This window comes from Pengzhenrongella frigida, from assembly GCF_004168625.1.
Taxonomy (GTDB): domain Bacteria; phylum Actinomycetota; class Actinomycetes; order Actinomycetales; family Cellulomonadaceae; genus Pengzhenrongella; species Pengzhenrongella frigida.
In genome coordinates this window covers 39,716-58,308 of the sequence record NZ_SDWW01000010.1, presented here as the reverse complement: position 1 = coordinate 58,308, position 18,593 = coordinate 39,716, and the positions used below count along the sequence as shown (strand labels likewise).

The following is an 18,593-nucleotide window of genomic DNA, read 5'->3' as shown; positions in this document are numbered from 1 at the left end:
GTCCCCATGTCGTACACCCGTCCGCCCGGCCGCCGCTTTCCCCGCGAGTTCCTGTGGGGTGCGGCGACCGCCGCGTACCAGATCGAGGGCGCCGTCGCGGAGGACGGCCGCGGCCCGTCCATCTGGGACACGTTCTCCCGTACCGCGGGCAAGGTCGCGAACGGCGACACGGGCGACGTCGCCGCCGACCACTACCACCGGGTGCCGCAGGACGTCGCTCTCATGGGCGACCTCGGGCTGCAGGCCTACCGGTTCTCGGTCGCCTGGCCGCGCATCCAGGCGACCGGCTCCGGCCCGGCGAACCCGGCCGGCCTGGCGTTCTACTCCGACCTGGTCGACCGGCTGCTCACCGCAGGCATCAAACCGATCGTCACGCTGTACCACTGGGACCTGCCGCAGACCCTGCAGGACGCCGGCGGCTGGGCGGCGCGCGACACGGCGCACCGGTTTGCGGACTATGCCGCCATCGTCGCGGCGGCCCTGGGCGACCGGGTGCACCTGTGGACGACGTTCAACGAGCCGTGGTGCTCGGCCCACCTCGGGTACGGGTCCGGTGAGCACGCCCCCGGGACCCCCGACCCCGCGCGCGCCCTCGCGTCGGTGCACCACCTCAACCTGGCACACGGGCTGGGTGCCCGGGCGGTGCGCGGCGTGCTGGGGGACGTCGCACCGATCTCGGTCACCTACAACCTGCAGGTGCACCAGGCGGCCTCCGCCAGCCCCGCGGACCTCGCCGCGAAGCGCAAGCTCGACGTCATCGCCAACGAGGTGTTCCTCGGGCCGGTGCTCGAGGGTGCCTACCCCGAGGAGGTGTTCGCGAGCACCGCCCGGTTCACCGACTGGTCGTTCATCCACGACGGCGACCTGGCCGACATCCACGTCCCGCTGGACGTGCTCGGGCTGAACTACTACAACACCTCGCGGGTTGCGGCCCGGCGTGAGCCGGTCGTCGTCGACCCGAGGGCCCCGTTCGTGCCGACCACCGCGTTCGGGTGCGAGGACGTGGAGTGGCTCGAGCAGCCCGGCCCGCGCACCGAGATGGGCTGGAACATCGACTCCCGCGGCCTGACCGACCTGCTGCTGGACCTGCACCGCCGGTTCCCGGACCTGCCGGTCATGATCACCGAGAACGGCGCGGCGTTCGACGACCGGGTCGCGCCCGACGGCGTCGTGCACGACGCCGATCGCACCGCGTACCTCTACGACCACCTGGACGCCGTCGGCGCCGCGATCGACGCCGGGGCCGACGTGCGCGGGTACATGCTCTGGTCGCTGATGGACAACTTCGAGTGGGCCTGGGGCTACACGCGCCGGTTCGGGATCGTCCGGGTGGACCACGACACGCAGGTCCGCACCGTCAAGGACTCCGGCCGGTGGTACCGCGAGCTGATCCGGTCCGGCCGGCTCCCCGCGGTGCTCCCCACCGAGGTGCTGCCCGCTGCACCCATCACCGCGGTGGCGACGCGATGAGCACGGTCGACCTGCCCCTGGAGGAGCTCGAGCGGTACCGCCCGACCGTCGCCGAGCCCGCCGACTTCGATGACCTCTGGGCCTCGACCCTCGCGCAGGCGCGTGCGGTGCCGCTGGACCTCATGGTCACGCCGGTCGCCAGCGACCTGGCCCTGGTCGAGGTGTACGACGTGGAGTTCGCCGGGTTCGGCGGGGACCGGATCAAGGCCTGGTACCTGCGGCCGGCCGGCGTCACGACCCGGCTGCCCGTCGTCGTGGACTACAACGGCTACGGGGGTGGGCGCGGCCTGCCGCACGAGCGGCTCGGCTTCGCCGTCGCGGGCTACGCCTACCTGTTCATGGACACCCGCGGCCAGGGCTCGACCTGGGGCTCCGGCGGCGACACCGCGGACCCGCACGGCGCCGGTCCCTCGCTGCCCGGGGTGATGACCCGCGGCGTGCTGGACATCCGCGACTACTACTACCGCCGACTGTTCACCGACGCCGTGCGCGCCGTGGACGCCGCCCGCGCGCTCGACGGCGTGGACCCCGAGCGGGTCGTGGTGACCGGTGGCAGCCAGGGTGGCGGCATCGCGCTCGCGGTCGCCGGGCTCGCCGACGGGCTTGCGGGCGTGATGGCCGACGTGCCGTTCCTGTCCCACATCCGCCGCGGGGTCGAGGTGTCCGACACCGACCCGTACGGCGAGATCGTCCGCTACCTCGCCGTGCACCGGAACCACGTGGACGCGGTGTTCCGCACCCTGTCCTACGTGGACGGGGTCAACCACTCCCGCCGGGCCAGCGCCCCGGCGTTGTTCTCGGTGGGTCTGCTCGACACCGTCTGCCCGGCCTCGACGGTCTACGCGGCGTTCCACGCGTACGCGGGGGACAAGCAGATCGTCGTCTACCCGTTCAACAACCACGAGGGTGGTCAGGCGTACCAGTTCGAGCGCCAGCTCGCCTGGCTGCGCACCCTCCTGGCGGCGCGCCCGTGAGCAGCACCGAGCCCATGCCCATGTCCGTGGCCGAGCCCGGGACCGCGGCCGCCAGCGACTGGACCGTGCTGCGCCGGGACGGCGTCGCGGTGGTGATCGAGCATCCGCGCCACGGGCCGCCGCTGGTGCACCACTGGGGCGCCGACCTCGGCCCCCTGGACCCGGCGGCGATCGCGGGCCTGGTGCAGGCAGAGCAGCGGCAGACCCTGCCGGGAACGCTCGACGCCGCGTGGTGGCCGTCGCTGCTGCCCCAGGAGTCCGACGGCTGGCCCGGGCGTCCCGGCCTGCTCGTCGTGCGCGACGGCGTGCCGCTCACGCCGGCCTGGACCCGGGGTGAGGTCTGCACGAGCACCGGCGAGCTCGGCCACGCCGTCGACGCCCAGGTGCACGACCACCGTGCGGGACTCACGCTGCGGCTGCGGCTCCACCTCGAGCCCGGCGGCCTGCTCGGCCTGGAGCACGAGCTCGCCGTGGCGGCGGACGCGCCCGGCCCGGTCGAGGTGCACTGGCTCGAGACGGCGCTCCCGGTGCCGACCCGCGCCGACCGGGCCACCACCTTCTCCGGTCGGTGGACGCGCGAGAAGGCGCCCTCGACGGGCCCGTTGGCACGCGGGTCGGTGGCGCGTCAGACCCGCCGCGGCCGGCCGGGTCACGACCAGCCTTGGCTCCTGGCCCTGTCGACGGCCGACCCGCGCGACCGCGAGGGTGAGCTGTGGGCGGTGCACCTGGCCTGGAGCTCGGACGCCACCTACCGCACCGACCGGCTGCCGGACCAGCCGACGCTTCTCGGGGCCGGGGAGCTGCTCCGCCCGGGCGAGGTCGTCGTCGGCCCCGGTGCGAGCTGGACGACGCCGACGGCGTGGTTCGCCTGGTCCGACGCGGGTCTCGACGGGGTCAGCGCGCGCTTCCACACGTTCTTGCGCTCCCGCCCGCAGCACCCCCGGACCGCACGTCCGCTCGTGCTCAACACCTGGGAGGCCGTCTACTTCGACCACGACCCCGCCACCGTCGGGCGGCTGGCGGAGCGGGCGGCGTCGATCGGCGTCGAGCGGTTCGTCCTGGACGACGGCTGGTTCCTGGGCCGCCGGGACGACACCCGGGGGCTCGGGGACTGGGAGGTGGACCGCGCCGTGTGGCCGGACGGCCTGCGCCCGTTGGCCGACCGGGTGCACGCGCTCGGCATGGAGTTCGGGCTGTGGTTCGAGCCCGAGATGATCTGCCTCGACTCCGACCTGGCGCGCGCCCACCCCGACTGGCTCGTGCACGACCCGGCGCAGGTCCCGAGCCCGCCGTCCTTGTCCTGGCGCTCCCAGTACGTCCTGGACCTCGCTCGACCCGACGTGCTCGGCCACCTGCTCGAGCGCCTCGATCATCTCGTGCGCGAGATCGGCATCGACTTCATCAAGTGGGACCACAACCGCGACCTCGTGGACGCCCGGCACGGCGTCCGACCGGCCGTCGACGCGCAGAACCGGGCGGTGCTTCGCCTGATCGCCGAGCTCAAGGCTCGGAACCCCGGGCTCGAGATCGAGTCCTGCTCGTCCGGCGGCGCGCGCTGCGACCTGGGGATCCTGGCGGTCACCGACCGGGTGTGGGCCAGTGACTCCAACGACGCCGTGGAACGCCAGGACATCCAGCGCTGGACCGGCCTGCTGCTCCCGCCCGAGCTGGTCGGCGCCCACGTCGGGCCGCCGACCGCGCACAGCTCCGGGCGCACGGTGGATCTGTCGTACCGCCTGGCGACCAGCCTGATGGGCTCGGCAGGCTTCGAGTGGGACCTGCTGACCTGCGACGACGCCGAGGTGGCGGTGCTGACCCGGTTCGCCGCGCTCTATCGCGAGCTACGGCCGCTGCTGCACACCGGGACGGTGGTGCACGCCGACGTGCGCGACCCGGCGCTGCGGGTGAGCGGGATCGTCGCCGCGGACGGGTCCGCCGGGGTGTGGACGGTGGCCACGGTGGCCGCGCTGGAGGATGCCCGGCCCGAACCGGTGCGGTTGCACGGGCTCGACCCGGACCGGCGCTACCGCGTGCGCGTGCGGCACGAGATCGGTGCCGCACGCTGGGGCTGGGTCACGCCGCCCTGGCTCAGCGCCGGCGAGGTCGTCCTGCCTGGGCGGGTGCTGGGCACGCTCGGCCTGCAGATCCCCGCCCTCTGGCCGGCGCAGGCCCTCGTGCTGCACGTGACGGCGGTGCCCTGAGGGCGGTGCGCTCAGGGGACTGACGGGGGCGGTGCGGGCGCCGTGGAGGCGCGGGCGACGACCCGCGCGCCCGGGGTGCGCTCGATCGTGGGCACGTTGCCGGCCAGCGCACGCAGCAGGACGTCGGCCGTCAGCGCACCGAGATCGTGCACGTTCCGGCTGACCACCGACAGCGGGGGGTGCGAGGTGCGGCTGTTCGCGGTGTCGTCCCACGCGAGGACGGACAGGTCCCGCGGCACGTCGATGCCCTGCAGTGCGGCCTCGTGCAGGCCCGCCAGCGCCATGAGGTCGTTGTCGTAGATGATCGCCGTCGGCCGGTCGGGTCGGGCGAGCAGCTCGCGGGTGCGTGCGGCGCCGCTCAGGGCCCCGTAGTCGCCCTCGAGCTGCACACCGACGGCGCCCGCCGCAGCCACGGCCACGTCGAACGCCGTGCCACGGTCCCGCGTGTGCCGGTACCGCAGCGGACCGGACACCCGTCCCAGCCGCCGATGGCCGAGGTCGGTGAGGAACTGCACGCCGGTCTGCATGGCCCCGTGGTTGTCGTAGTCGACGACCCACCGGCCCGGCGCCGATGTGCCGCCCAGCAGCACCGCGGGCAGAGCGAGCTCGGCGCACACGGCCTCGCGCGGATCGTCCTCGACCAGGTCGCTGACGACGATGGCGTCGACGAGTCCTTCGGCGGACCAGCGGCGGAACGCGACGAGCGCGGCCGCGAGATCGGCCACGATCTGGACGAAGATCGTGCCGCCCTGGCGATCGAGCTCCTCCTCCAGTCCGGCGAGGAGGTCGGCGTAGAACGGCTCGAGCGTGCCGTCGTCGTCGGCCGGGAGAAGTGCGAGCCCCACGCGGAGCCCGCGGGTCCTCGCCGCGGCGGCTGTCATGGGCGCAAGCATGGCACTCTCCGCTGGTCAGCGGGCACGTGCCATGCTTGCGCGCATGCGTGAGATCGAGGGTGCCGAGGCGACCCGGCGCCCGGCCGGCCGGCCCTCGGGCAGCCGCACCCTGGTCCTCGATCTGGTCCGTACCCGCGCACCCATCAGCCGCGTCGAGCTGGCCGATCTCACGGGGCTGACGCAGGCGGCCATCTCGCACGCCGTCCGGGCGCTCCTCGACGACGGGCTGCTCCAGGAGACCGGGCTGCGCGAGTGGACGGGCGGCAAGCCGCGGGTCATGCTCACGCTCGACCCGCTGGCCCGCTGCAGCGTCGGGGTGCAGCTCGGCGCCGACTGGGTCGTCGTCGTGGTCACGGATGCCCGGGGTGCGGTGATCACCCGGACCCGGGTCCGCGGTGCCCGGCGCGAGAGGCCGGACGACGTCGTCGCCGCGATCGCGGTCCACATCGACGTGCTGCTGCGGGCCGCCGGGATCGACCGTGACCGGGTCGTCGGCGTCGGGCTGGCGGTGCCCGGCACGATCGACCTCGACGCGGGCGTGATCCTGGTCTCGCGGACCCTCGAGCGGTGGCAGGCGTACCCGGTCCGCTCGGCGCTCTCGACCGCGGTCGGGCTCCCGGTGATCATGGACAACGACGCCACGGCGGCGGCGGTGGGGGAGTACTGGAGCGGACGCACCTCCCGGGCGGCCGCCCACTGCACGCTCTACATGAGCGCGGGGATCGGGGCGGGCATCGTCGTGGACGGCACCATCTACCGGGGCGCGAGCGCGAACACCGGTCCGCTCGGGCACCTGCACCTGCACCGGCAGGGTCGCGACCCGGGCCCGACCCTGGAGGACCAGGCCGCGCCGCGGGCGGTCGCGCGCCGGGCCCGGGAGGCCCTGGCTGCCGGTGGGCGCTCGATCGTCCGGCTGAGCGCGGCCGACGACCCCTTTGTCGACTTCGGCGCGGTCGCCACCGCGGCCGTGCAGGGGGATCCGCTGTGCGCGGCGCTCGTGGAGGAGTCGGCGGAGTACCTCGCCGACGCTGCGGTCATGCTCGCCAACATCCTGGATGTCGACTCGATCGTGCTGGCGGGCCCCTCGTTCAGCACGGCGGGCTCGCTCTACGTGGCGGTCATCGAGCGCCGCCTGCGCGCGGAGTTCCACGCGGCCGAGCGGCACGGGGTCGAGGTGACGCTCTCGGCGCACGTCGCCGATGCGTCGGCGCTCGGCGCGGCGGCGCTCGTCCTGCAGGAGGGCCAGGCACCCCGGCGGCACGCAGCCCGACGCTGAGCAGCCGGCCTGCCGTGGTCCTAGACGCAGGTCTCAGAGAACGGGCACGTGTCGCAGTCGAACGAGTTGACGCACGGGCTCAGGGCGTGCGAGAAGGCCAGGTCCATCAGCCGTCGGTACTCGGCCACGGTCTCGAGGTTGAGCGTGTAGTGCACCCGGGACGCCACCTGCTCGCGCCGCACGAATCCGGCCCGGTACATGATCCCCAGGTGCTTGGTCGCCGTCGGCTGGCTGATCCCGAGGGTGCGGGCGACCTCGGTCACGGAGAGCGGTGCCTGCGAGTGCGACCCGAGCACCTTGATCATCTTCATCCGCACCGGGAATCCGAGGGCTGCCTGCAGCTCACAGGTCCGCTCGACCAACCCTTTGCCCGCCATGCTGGAATTATCCCTCAGCATGGCGGGCACGGGGTGCGATCGTCAGCGGAGCGGGCGGGGTCTCAGGCGAGCGGGCGCGGGCGGGCCTGGTCCGACCAGACGCCCAGGGCGCGGACCACGAGGTCCAGGCGGGAGGCCGGCTGACGCCCTTCGGCGACCTGCTTGACCTTCTCGAGCATGCTGCGGACCATGAACACCGACGGGCTGCCGAGCACGATGATGGTGAGCCACTTCGGCATCAGCTGGGTGAACGGCTCCCAGGTGGCATCGCACCGGTTGACGAAGCGGGTCCGTCCGTCGGGCAGCTCCTGCAGCACGAAGTTCCACGTCCATGCGAACGAGGTCAGCCCGAACGGCGGCTTGAGCGCCATCCCGCCCTGCGCGGTCGGCGGGCGCCGGGTGTCGGACAGGGACGTGAAGTACCGACCCGGCTCGACCTGCGCGATCTGCGAGCCGATGCCGGACTGGTGGTAGAAGAGGAAGTCGCCGGGGTTGATCTCCTGCCACTCGTCGACCGCGTCGAAGGTGTTGTAGATGTGGAAGGTGCACAGCCGCTCCAGCCATGCCAGGGCGTAGAACCCGCCCTTGCGCTGACCGAGCTGGGCCACCACCGGCCACACGGTCTCGATCGGGGCGTCGATGATGACCTCCTCCTGCAGCCGCATGAAGCGGTCATCGGGCAGCAGCAGGTCGTCACCCGGGAGCGTCTCGGTGAGGGCCTCCTTCGGGCTCCATGCGCCGCGGCCGTAGACCCAGAAGTAGACGAACACCGCCACCGGACCGAGTGCGGTCGCCGCGACGGCGACCTTGGGGTGGGATCGGACGATCGAGAACAGCGAACGCATCGGGGTGCCTCTCAACGGACGACGAGCTTCTTGAGGATCTGACGGGCGGCGTAGACGCCGGAGATGGCCGCGGGCTCCAGACCCAGCCCGTTGTGGTCACCCGCCACGTAGGTGCTGTCGCCGTACTGCTGCTCGACGTAGGCGCGACCCGTGACGTACATGGCCTTGTCCCAGTCCTTGCGCCCCAACAGCTCGTGCTCCACGAACAGGGCGTCGCGGTCGACCTCGGGCACGCGGCTGTAGACGAGCACCGTCCCGTCGTCCTGGGTCGCGGTGAAGACGATCGGTGACGTGAACGGGAACAGGTTCATCTGCTCGGTGTCCAGGCCGGAACGCAACCGCCCGCGCACGTGCTCGACGTACAGCTGGCAGGCCTCCCGGATATCGCCGAGGCCGAGCAGGTCGGCAGTCACGGTCGCGGGCGTGGCGAAGACGACGTTGCGCGCCTGGAGCTGCTGCTTCCCGGCCGTCTGGAGGGTGTGGAGCCCGTCCTTCTCGGAATGCGCGACCACGGTGTCCCGCACGAATCGGTCGCCCAGGCGGTTCAGCTCGGCCTGCGCGTCGAACGAGAAGCGATGGATCGGGATCAGCAAGCCCTGGGCCACGTTGCAGAAGTCCAGGGCGGTGATGGAGTCCAGGTCCACCCCGGTGCACGCGTAGGAGAACTTCGAGACGTAGTCCTGCGCGACCGCCGTCAGGTGGTGCGCCGCGATGAACTCCGACGCGGGCTGGACGAAGAGGCGGGCGATGTACGGGTCCAGCTCCATCGCCTCGCGCTGGGACATGTACTCGCAGTTCTTCTTGAACGTCGAGTACTTGCGGATGAACCGCGCCATCACCACCGCGAAGGCGCCGAGCCCCAGCGAACGCCGCACGGAGTGCCCGCTCACGGTCGCGAACGAGCCGTCCGCGCCGTCATGGAACCGGCAGGACAACGGGTTGATGCGGGTGCGGCGAGTCACGAGCTTGCGCGCGTTCTCGTAGTTGGCCATCACGAAGTACGCGCCGAAGTTCACGCCGGCCTCGGCGTCGTAGGCGAGCCGACCACCGATCGTGTCGGACACGACGACGACGTCCGCGCCCCCGTCTTGCAGCATTCGTGCACAACTCAGGCCGGCACTACCGGCACCGACGACGACGACGTCGTGGACCACGACTCACTCTCCTATAGCAGAAGTGCTATGACAGAGCCGACGATAGGGCGAGACGGGAACGGCGCGGCGGGACCTTGGGCCTATCGGTTCGATCGCTCGCTCAGATCGTGGCCGCCGACCCCTTGAGCCCGTCCTGGATGCACTGGCCGACCTGCGGGGCGAAGTTCTCCCAGCTCTTGCGGGCGTCCTGGCCGTACATGCCGAGGTTCGAGCCGAACGCGTTGACGAGGTTCTGCGCGATCCCGGCCGCGCCACCCGGAGTGGCAGCGTTGCCCCGCTTCTTGAGCGCGGCCTCCAGCGCCGCCTTGACCTTGTCTGCCGGATCGGTGCCCGTGGTGGTGGGCAGGGCGTCGGCGAGCTGCGCCGTGACGTGCTTGCCCTCCGCCCACCCGGCCAGGCAGCCGGCCGCGACCTGCAGGGCCTGCATCTCGGCGGTGATCACCCGGGCCGCGGTGTCGATCGCGTCCAGGACCTTCCCGTCGTACCCGAGGGCACGGACGGCGGCGGTCGTGTACTTCATGGCGGTCACGGCCGCCTGGGCGACGTACGACTGGGCCATCACCATGCCGGTGATGACCATGCCGCCGACGGAGATCACGCGCTGCGTGAAGGAGCTGAACCCGTTGGCGAGGACCTCGTTCCATTTGGGGTGGTGGATGTCCGCGTTGACCGAGCGGTCCCGGTCGACGATGACCCACGCCCGGTCGCCGTACTCGCCGTCGACCGCTCCGCCATACCAGCCGTCCATCCGCTCGTCGGAGTTCGGCGCCACCTGGACCTCGACCACCGTTCCCTTGGTGAACCGGCTCGAGTCCCCGGGGCAGTTGCCGGCCGTCACGACGTAGACCCGCTCGCCGGTGCTGACGCCGTAGCACGTGACCTGCAGGTCCAGGGACCCGGTCCCGCCGAGGTTCCCGACCGAGTCGACGGTGCGGACCGGCGCGGAGGTGCCCTTGACGATCGTGTAGGCGTAGCTCCCGTCGGGGCTCAGGCTGACGTTCGCGGTGCGCCCGGGGCGTGCGTAGAGGGGGGCACAGCCGCCGTCGTCGGCCACCAGGGCGGCCGCCTCGTCGTCGGACAGCACGCTGTAGTCGCCCGCACCGTCGCGGACCCGGACCGTGAGGTCCAGCGACGCGCAGTACTCCAGATCCCAGGTCAGCTCGTCGCCGGTGTGGCCCCAGAAGGTGTTGATGTCCACCGTGCGGACGCCGTACGAACGGCCGTCGGACGCCGCCCGGGCGTTCGACAGGTCCGCCACCCGGGGGTTGGGCGTGGAGAAGATCGGGATGAGCAGGGGCGTGCTGACCGATGAGTCACCGATCAGGGTCGCGCGCTGGTTCTTGCTCATGAGGCCCTCCATGCAGAACGGGTCGGGGCTCGCGCTGGTGAACCCGTACGACCCGCCCTGGGGGAGGTTGACCACCGGGGCGGTGCAGCTGTCCGGGCGGAAGTTCAGGAAGACCGTGATCTCCGCGCCGGACTCGAGGTCGATGTACGGGCCGCGCGTGCCGGCCAGGCCGCGGCGATCCCAGCGGTCCGGGTACTCGACCAGCCCCTCGCTCGTGCTCCACACCGGGGTCGCCTGACCGCGCGGCCCCAAGCCCGTGAAATTGACGAGGGAGTACTTGGTGCTCGTCGCCAGGCCCCCGGACGCGATGTACCAGTCGGTGCGGTCGCGGATCGTGTAGCTGCCGGCAATCGTCGTGGTGGAGGTGGACGGCTGGCTGCTGCAGCTCGGGCCGTGGCTGAAGTCGATGGCGGAGCCGTACGCGGTGGTCGGGGCGGAGGACACGGTGTGGACCGCGACGCAGCGGATCTCGCCGAACTTGGCCCCGAGCCCGTTGAGGTCCTCGACGGCGCTCGTGTACGTGGCCGGGGGAAGGTTGGTGGGGACGGCGCCGAAGGCGACGATGTCCTGACGGCCGGCGCGATCGATCGTCTCGGCGCCGGTGGCGTCGAGCTGGTGGACATAGCCGTCGTTCTTGCCGGCCCGGGTGAAGTACAAGAACGTGGTGCCGTCCGTCCCGGCGGCCTTCAGGGTCAGCTGCGTGCCGCGGACGAAGCCCGCCGAGCCGTCGTGCGCCGTGCAGGCGCCGCTCGCGGGCTCCAGGTACTTCGTGCTGCTCGGCCGGACGGACTTCTCGATCGTCAGCGTGCCGCCGACGATCGTGTCCAGGGCGGGCCGCACGCAGTCGTCGACGCGGAACGTCGCGTAGACGTTGCGGTCGGCGTCCATCACCACGGTGGAGAGGCCAGGCTGGCCGGGGACCGGGGTGGCGCCGCGCAGGGTGTCGAGCGCGAGCCAGGGCGTGGCTACCGAGCGCGGGCCGTTGTCGAGGGAGTCCGCGCGCAGGGTGACGACCGTGCCGGCGGCGTACTGGGGCTGCCCGTACTTCAGGGCCTCCCGGTCGGCCGCGGTGGGGGTGCGCGGATCGTGGCAGTTCGGTGGGGTGAGCACGCTCAGCACGGCCCAGGTGCCGTCCTTGCCCCAGCGCATCGTGGATTCGTACTTGGTCGGGCCGACGCTCAGGGTGAAGCACGCCGGCGCGTAGGCGTCGGTGTACTCGACCGCGCCGCCACCCGAGGGCCGGAACGTGTACGAACGGTCGGGGCTGGTGCTGACCAGGTTCCCGCCGATGGTCCAGGTCGTCACGACGTGGCCGGTGGCGAGCGGCGCGGTGGTCACCCGGACCGTGCCGCCGTACATCACGCCGGGTTCGGTGCCGCGCCGGCAGGGGGTGCCGGTGACGACCTCGACCGTGCCGCGGGGGACCGGCGTCACGATGCACGTAGCCGGGGTGACCCCGCCGTCGACCCGCGCCCGGGGGGCGTCGTCGGTGGGGAAGAACTCGACGGTGTAGCCGAACCAGCCGGCCGGTCCGCCGGGGGTCTGCGCCAGGGTGACGGTGCACGATCCGGCGACGGCCGGTCCGCTGCACGTCGGGCCGCCGAAGGAGGCCACCACGGTGCCCTTCGCGGGCAGTCCCGTCGTGGTCGTCGCCCACGAGACGGTCACCGGGTCGCCGGTGACCCACTTGTCCGGGGTCGGGGAGTAGGTGGCGACCAGCCGGGACGACCGGTTCGAGATGGCGACGACCGCCGCCCATTCGGAGCGCAGGTTCTCGTCGTCGCCCAGATAGGTGGCCACGATCCGCTGGAGGCCGCCGAGGACGAAGGCAGCGTCGATCGTGCATTCGCCGCCGACCGGCGCGAGGCACGACCCGCCCGTGCTCTCGAGCTTGATCTCGATGCTGCCGGTGGGGGCCAGCGCTTCGGGGCCGCCAGAGAGCGCGCGGGCCCGGACGGTCAGCGGGGTCGCCGCGGCCATCTGCCCCTGGGGGACGAAGTCGACGGTCGTCGCCTTCTTGTCCACCGTCACGACGAAGTCCCTCGCCCCTGCGCCGATCTGCAGCCCGTCACCGGCGGTGCTCATGTGCAGCGTGCGCTGACCGGCGTGGGTGGTGTACGCGATGGTGGAACCGACGAAGACGGCGCCGTTGGGGTCGGCGAACGGGTCGCCGCCGGCCCGGCGGGTCAGCATGACGGTCTGGACCGAGCCCTCGAACGAGACGGTCACCGGGAGCAGGAGCGTCTGGCTCGGCAGCCGGGTGTCGACCGACACGGACAGGTCGACCCTGGCGTTCCGGCCGACCACGACGGGGTCGGCGTGGGCGGACAGGCTCATGGCCGCGGGGACGACGACGACCGACAGCTCCGGGCTCGTGGTGGTCTGGCCGAACGGCCCGTAGCTGGCCGACGCGGTCAGCGCGTACGTCCCGGCGTCCAGGGCCGCCGTGCGCAGGCGGCCCTGCAGTTGGCCGTTCTGCTCGGTGAGCGTGGTCGTGGCCAGCGCGGTGCCGTCGGCGGCGTGCAGCACGACGGTGTCGCCGACGGCCAGGCCGGTACCGCCGGTGGGCAGGTCCGCTGCGGTCACCACCAGATCGAGCGGGAACCCGCCGGTCGGGTAGGTCCGCGGGGCGACCTCGAGGGTCAGGCGCGGGACGGGCACGGGTCCCACGGTGACCGCGACGGGCGCGGACGTCGCCGTGGCGAGGTCCGCCCCGGCGACGAACGCGATCTCGACGACGTAGGTGTGCACCCCGGGGCGGTAGGGGAACACCTCCAGGTAGCCGGTGCCGTCCGAGGTCAGGGTGATCGTCCCGGCGGCGCTCCGCACCCCGGCCGGGTCGACGGCGACCACGGTCACCGACTCCACGAGGCCGAGCGGGACGTCGCCCACCGCGACGTTCAGGTCGAGCACCTCCGCGAAGGCGACGGTGGGGCGCGAGCCGGTCAAGGTGACCGACGGCGTCCAGGGCGTCACCAGGGTGGCGGGCAGGGTGTCGGACCGGCCCGCGTACCGGCCGTCCCCGAGGTAGCGCGCCGTGAGCACCGGGCTGCCCCCGGTGATCGGGACGGGCCGCTCGAACACGCCGGCGACCAGGGTGCCGGTCGTCAGGACCGTGCCGGTGGCCGTGACGATCTCGACCGTGCCGGTCGGGGCGGGGCCGCCGGGGGCGGGGCGGTAGGTCAGGCGCAGGTGGGTGTCGTCCGGCGTGAACGACCCGGACCACGCGGCGACCGGCGCGGTCGCGGGAGTGCCCGTGACGACCATGGACCGGGTCCCGGTCGACGCCGTCCACCGGTTGGTGAACGGGCTGTCGGCGTACCGCGCGGTGAGCACGGCCGTGCCGCGCTGGGTGGGGGTGAACGTGGCGTTCGCCCTGCCCGTGCCGTCGAGCGTGCCGGACGCGACGGGGACGCCGTCGGCCAGGAACTGCACGGAGCCGACCGGGGGCGACCCGGCGATCGGCGAGCGCACCTCGGCGGTGAGCGTGATCGGCTCCCCGACCGCACCGGTGCCCAGGGCGGACCCGGCAGCGTTCGTGAGGCTCAGCGCGGTGGACGAGGTGGCCTGGTCGACCCGCACCGTGACGTCCGCCGACGTGCCCTCGGCGTTGCGTCCGGCCGCGAGCACGACGGCGTGCAGGGTCCAGTCGCCGGGCAGCAGCGCGCGGGTCAGGTCGAGCGGGACCACGGCCGAGCCGCCGACGACGAACAGCGGGACCGTGCGCAGGACGCGGTGGCCGAACGCGGTCGGCTCGCGGAGCTCGAGGGTGCGCGGTCCGTCCAGCGCGGCGGTCACCGTGACCGTCAGGTGATGGGGGTCGCCCCAGCCGACCGGCCCGGCGTCGGGCACGGCCACGATCGCGACGCCGGTCCCGGCGGCGGCCAGGTCGACGGTCTGCTCGACCACGGCGGGCCCGAAGCCCAGGGCCTGGACGTAGACGAAGCGCAGGTCGACGGCGCCGACGGGCAGGCCCGCAGTCGGGATGGCCAGGTCGACGGCACCGTCCAGCAGGAGGCCCTCGGTGAGCAGCACCCCGCCCCAGAACGCCTGGACCCCGCCGGTGACGACGGTCCCCGGCTCGGCCGGCACGGTGAGCGCAACGGTCGCGCGCAGGTCGGCGCCGACGTTGGCATCGGCGACGTCGGGCAGGACCACCGTCATCGCGGTCGCGACGATCGGGACGTCCGGTGCGACGTCGGCGCTCGCGCTGCTGACGTCGAAATCGGCCGAGCCCTCGAAGCTTGCGCGCACGGTGCGCGCGGGCAGAGCGGCGACGTCCCAGGTCGCGGAGCCGTCCACGAGCGGCAGGTAGACGAACGTGGCTCCGGCGCCGACCAGCACCTGGCCGGTGGGTACCAGGGCGGTGGAGCTTGCCGGGTCCGGGGTGACCGTCACGACGATCCGTGCGGGCTCGCCCACCCGGGCGCCGACGGGGGCGCTGATCCGGGTCGTGGTCGGCAGCTTGACGGTGTGCGTCACCGCGGCGGACGTCCCGGGCGCCACCAGCGGGCTGCCGGGCGTGTACCGGAAGGTGAAGTCGTGGATCCCCGGAGCGAGGAGCGGTGTCGGGTCGAGCCACGCGACGAACGTGCCGGGCGACTCGACGAGCTCCCGCAGGGCGAGCACGCCGCCGATCGGGGTGGTGCCGTCCAGGAACTGGACGGTCCCGGCCGGGTCGCCGTCGGTGACGCGGACCATCGCGGTCAGCTGCGGCCGGGCGCTGGTCACCCCCGGCTGGAGACCCAGGGTCAGGGTCGGGGTCAGGGTCGGCGCCGCGAAGACCTCGTAGCGCGTCGGGGTGGAGGTGCCGGCGAGGGTGTCGGTGCTGCTCGGGCTGAACACGGCGGTGATGAGGTACACGCCGGGGGCCAGGGCGGGGGTCAGCGCCCGCTCGGCGTGGGTGTACGAGTTGCCGTCGCCGCCGGAGACCAGGCCGACCGGGGTGCCGAACGCGACGTCGTCGACGAAGAACTGGACGGTCCCGCGCGCGTCCCCGCCACCCGGCGTGTTCGCACCGAACACCGACACCGTGGCCTGGAGCTGGGGCGCGCCGCCGACGTCGGCCACGGTCGCGGTGACCCGGGGGGTCCAGGGCCCGCCCGCGACGGAGTAGCTGACGGGAGCGGCCGTCCCCGGCGCGACCAGTGCGCTGCTGGGGGTGAAGCCGACGCTGAGCGCGTGGCTGCCGGCGGCGAGGATCACCGGCGGGTCGAGCGTGACGCTGCCGCGGTGCGTGCCCGAGTCCGGGTCGAGGACGACCGGGACGGGAACGCCGTACGCCTGGTCGTCGACGATGAACTGGACCGTGCCGCCGGCGTCGCCGTCCGCGACCGTGATGCTCGCGATGAGGGTGGGCGCCGGACCGCTGCCCTCGACGACGAGGAGCACCTCGGGGACGAGCAGGTCGCCGGGAGCCATCGCGAGCGGGGCGGTCGCGCTCGCGGAGGTCGCGGTGAGCGAGGCGCCGAGCGCGACGATGACGACCATCGCCGTGCGCGCCAGGGAGGCGTTCCGCCGGCGCAGCGGGCCGGGGGTGCTCGGTGCGGCCGGCGAGGCCGAGGCCGTCGGACCGCCGGTCGGCCGCGTGGTGGCGTCGGCGGGGGTGAGCACGGCGACGGCGGCGCCGACGACCCCCATCAGGACCACGAGCCCCGCGCCGAGCACCAGGGTGCCGAGTGCGACGGCGGAAGAGGTCGAGTCGCTGGCGAGCACGACGCCGGTGGTGTCGCCCTGCACGGCGGTGGCCGCGGTGACGGTCAGCCAGGTCAGACCCGCGCTGACGGGGACCACGAAGGCGACGAGCAGCAGCAGCGCGCGCTTCTCGGTGCAGACCCGCGCGACCGCCAGGCGCAGCAGGCCGACGACGGATCCCGGTGCGGACAGGCTCGCTGCGACGGACGCGACCATGACAGCCACGACCGCGGCCAGCGGGAGGAAGGGCACGGCCCAGACCAGCGCCTGGCGGACCGTCGGGGGCAGGCCGGACGCGACCGGCTCGGCGGGCACCGACCGCCGATGCTGGATCCAGCGGACCACGGCCGTGCCGAGCGCGACCGCCACCAACGGCGCCCACGCGACCAGCGCCACCGCGAGCCCGACGGCGAGCAGCGTGAGGGCGGCGGCAAGCCGCGGGAACGCCGCGAGGGCTCGACCCGTCGCGGTGCGCACCCGGGTGCGCTCCCCGCGGTGCGCCTGGCCGTGCAGGGCCGCAACCGTGAGCACGCCGAGCACGAGCGCCGCAGCGCTGGCCAGCATCACGATCGCGTCCGCGGCGAGCGACCGCACCAGCGCGCTCGTGCTGGACCCGGTGGCGTAGTCGCCGGTCGCGGACAGCAGGAGCAGCCCGACGGCGACGACCACCGGTGCGCCCAGCACGGCGGGCAGCCCGGCGCCCACCGTGCGCAGCAGCACCGCGGGCCGGCCGCTGGCACGCAGGTTCACAAGGGCGTGCGGGAGTGCCGAATCAGGGGTGGTCGTCATCGTGCGCCGATCTGGTGGGCGCGGCCAAGTGGGCCGAGGTGGCGGTCCTGCGGGCGGCGAGCGGCCGCTATCCCGGTGCCGATCGTGCAGTGCGCACGGGCCCTGGAAGGCGAGTTCGCAGCATAGTGAGGCCCGGCATTCTCCGGACCTTGGTCCCGCCTGACTTGAACCGTTATGCGCCGCTATTCTCCGTACCCGAGTCAGACATCAAAGGAGAATTCACCCGTTTGCCCCGCCAGGCTCCAAAACGATTGCCGAGATCGTCTATCTGCGTCGAGGTAGTCCATCGAAACTGACGATCTCGGCACGAAAGGACTACCTCGACGTTCGGGACGGGCTGTGGGGGGCCGTTAGTCGGGGGGGGGTTCTCGGATTGGAGGGTTCGGTGCGCCCAGGCGCGCGCGGCGCCGGCCGTGACGGCTCCGTGGGCGAACCAGATCAGCGGCGCCCCGACCCCGAGGGGAGCGGTCAGGAGCGTCGCGCTCACGCCGCCGACCACCGCGAAGGTGGTCGTCGCGGCGAGCCGCGACGGCTGGGCGGCGAGCAGCCGCGAGGTGAGGACCCCCAGCGGGTAGCCGACGACGATCAGGGCCGCCAGGTGCACGCCCCACGCGATCGCGAGGAAATAGGCCGCGGCGGCGATCTCGCTGCTGTCCAGCACGGTCGCGACGATCAGGATCACGACGGCCAGGGCCGTCACGAGGGCCAGGCAGCGCAGGTTGATGAACAGCGCCGCCATGGCCGCCCGCGCCCACCGGCCCCCTGCCCGGCTGGCCGGGGGTTCGGGACCCCGCTCAGCTACGGGGCCGGGGGGTGCGGGCAACGACTGCGGGTCCATGACTCTCCTGTCGCTGCGGCACGCGGTAGGCCAGAGTCTGCCGCGTCGACGCGCACCCCGGGGCGTAGGACGACCTACCCCTGCGCGAGGTGGAGCCCGAACTCACGTGGCGGGAGGCCCCGCCGGCACAGCACCCAGCTGCTGCATCATCGCCAGGGCGTCCAGCACGCCCCAGTGCTCGTGCACCAGACCGTCGTCGCCGACGCGGAAGATGTCGATGAGCTGCACGTCGACACTCTTTCCGGTCGCCGGCATGCCCATGAACTCACCCCGGTGGGTTCCGGTGTACCGCGCTCGCACCACGACCTTGGCCCCGCTGGCCACGACGTCCTCGACGTCCATGCGCATGTCGGGGAACGCCGCTCGCTGCATCCGGAAGAACTCCATGACCCCCGCCTTCGTGGGTTCAAGTCCCGGCGTCACCTCGTACTCGACAAAGTCGTCTGCCAGGAGGTCGCCGAACCCATCGAGATCTCCGGTGTTCAGCTGGTCGTAGAGGCTTCGCGCCGTAGCGCCGTGGTCGGTCATGTCTCCTCCTTGCGAGAGTTGCCTAGGAAGGAAATCCTGCGCCGCATCGGAGGGCCGCGCGAGCCCGTGGCGTCGAGATGCGATCGGCACGCGGGCGGGCACCTACCGCGGGTTCACCACCCGCCGCAACAGTGGGTGGGGGCCGACGACGCGGTGGAGCGGTTCGTGGTGGGGGACGTGCGCGGGGTGGCGCCGGAGCGGGCCTG

At 73.0% G+C, this 18,593-nt stretch carries 11 protein-coding genes; 4 read left to right on the top strand and 7 right to left on the bottom strand.

The window, feature by feature from the left end; all coding sequences use genetic code 11:
* The first annotated feature begins 6 nt into the window (after positions 1–6).
* From EUA98_RS05920 to EUA98_RS05910, 3 genes are read left to right on the top strand one after another with little or no spacing between them, the layout of a single operon-like run.
* Positions 7–1,470 carry a GH1 family beta-glucosidase gene (locus EUA98_RS05920; RefSeq protein WP_130101755.1) on the top strand — a complete coding sequence of 488 codons (1,464 nt, stop codon included), beginning with the start codon at positions 7–9 and terminating at the stop codon, positions 1,468–1,470.
* A complete protein-coding gene (locus tag EUA98_RS05915; protein ID WP_130101754.1) occupies positions 1,467–2,444 on the top strand; it encodes an acetylxylan esterase in 978 nt (325 codons plus the stop codon). Before EUA98_RS05920 ends, EUA98_RS05915 begins: the two co-directional genes overlap by 4 nt.
* A complete protein-coding gene (locus EUA98_RS05910; RefSeq protein ID WP_350339482.1) occupies positions 2,441–4,645 on the top strand; it encodes an alpha-galactosidase in 2,205 nt (734 codons plus the stop codon). The genes EUA98_RS05915 and EUA98_RS05910 overlap by 4 nt, the downstream gene beginning before the upstream one ends.
* Positions 4,646–4,656: 11 nt before the next feature.
* Here EUA98_RS05910 and EUA98_RS05905 read toward each other — a convergent pair whose 3' ends face one another.
* Positions 4,657–5,526 (bottom strand): LacI family DNA-binding transcriptional regulator, encoded by an 870-nt coding sequence (locus EUA98_RS05905; RefSeq protein ID WP_165372729.1) that lies wholly within the window; start codon positions 5,524–5,526, stop codon positions 4,657–4,659.
* Between the two features lie 55 nt (positions 5,527–5,581).
* Between EUA98_RS05905 and EUA98_RS05900 the strand changes: the two genes are divergently transcribed.
* Positions 5,582–6,814 carry an ROK family transcriptional regulator gene (locus EUA98_RS05900; protein ID WP_165372728.1) on the top strand — a complete coding sequence of 411 codons (1,233 nt, stop codon included), beginning with the start codon at positions 5,582–5,584 and terminating at the stop codon, positions 6,812–6,814.
* Between the two features lie 20 nt (positions 6,815–6,834).
* Here the strand turns inward: EUA98_RS05900 and EUA98_RS05895 are convergent, their stop codons facing one another.
* From EUA98_RS05895 to EUA98_RS05870, 6 genes are all read right to left on the bottom strand, one after another.
* On the bottom strand, positions 6,835–7,191 hold the full coding sequence (locus tag EUA98_RS05895) for an ArsR/SmtB family transcription factor (RefSeq protein WP_165372727.1): 357 nt from the start codon (positions 7,189–7,191) through the stop codon (positions 6,835–6,837).
* A 62-nt stretch (positions 7,192–7,253) separates the two neighbouring features.
* A complete protein-coding gene (locus EUA98_RS05890) occupies positions 7,254–8,036 on the bottom strand; it encodes a hypothetical protein (protein WP_130101750.1) in 783 nt (260 codons plus the stop codon).
* Between the two features lie 11 nt (positions 8,037–8,047).
* Positions 8,048–9,190: an FAD-binding protein gene (locus EUA98_RS20040; RefSeq protein ID WP_207218985.1), complete on the bottom strand. Its 1,143-nt coding sequence runs from the start codon at positions 9,188–9,190 to the stop codon at positions 8,048–8,050.
* A 100-nt stretch (positions 9,191–9,290) separates the two neighbouring features.
* Positions 9,291–17,021, bottom strand: coding sequence for an Ig-like domain repeat protein (locus EUA98_RS05880; RefSeq protein WP_130101749.1), 7,731 nt, complete (start codon positions 17,019–17,021; stop codon positions 9,291–9,293).
* 172 nt (positions 17,022–17,193) lie between these two features.
* A complete protein-coding gene (locus EUA98_RS05875) occupies positions 17,194–17,760 on the bottom strand; it encodes a hypothetical protein (RefSeq protein ID WP_130101748.1) in 567 nt (188 codons plus the stop codon).
* 201 nt (positions 17,761–17,961) lie between these two features.
* Entirely contained in the window at positions 17,962–18,387 is a 426-nt protein-coding gene (locus EUA98_RS05870; protein WP_130101747.1) for an ester cyclase, read from the bottom strand.
* Positions 18,388–18,593 lie beyond the last annotated feature (206 nt).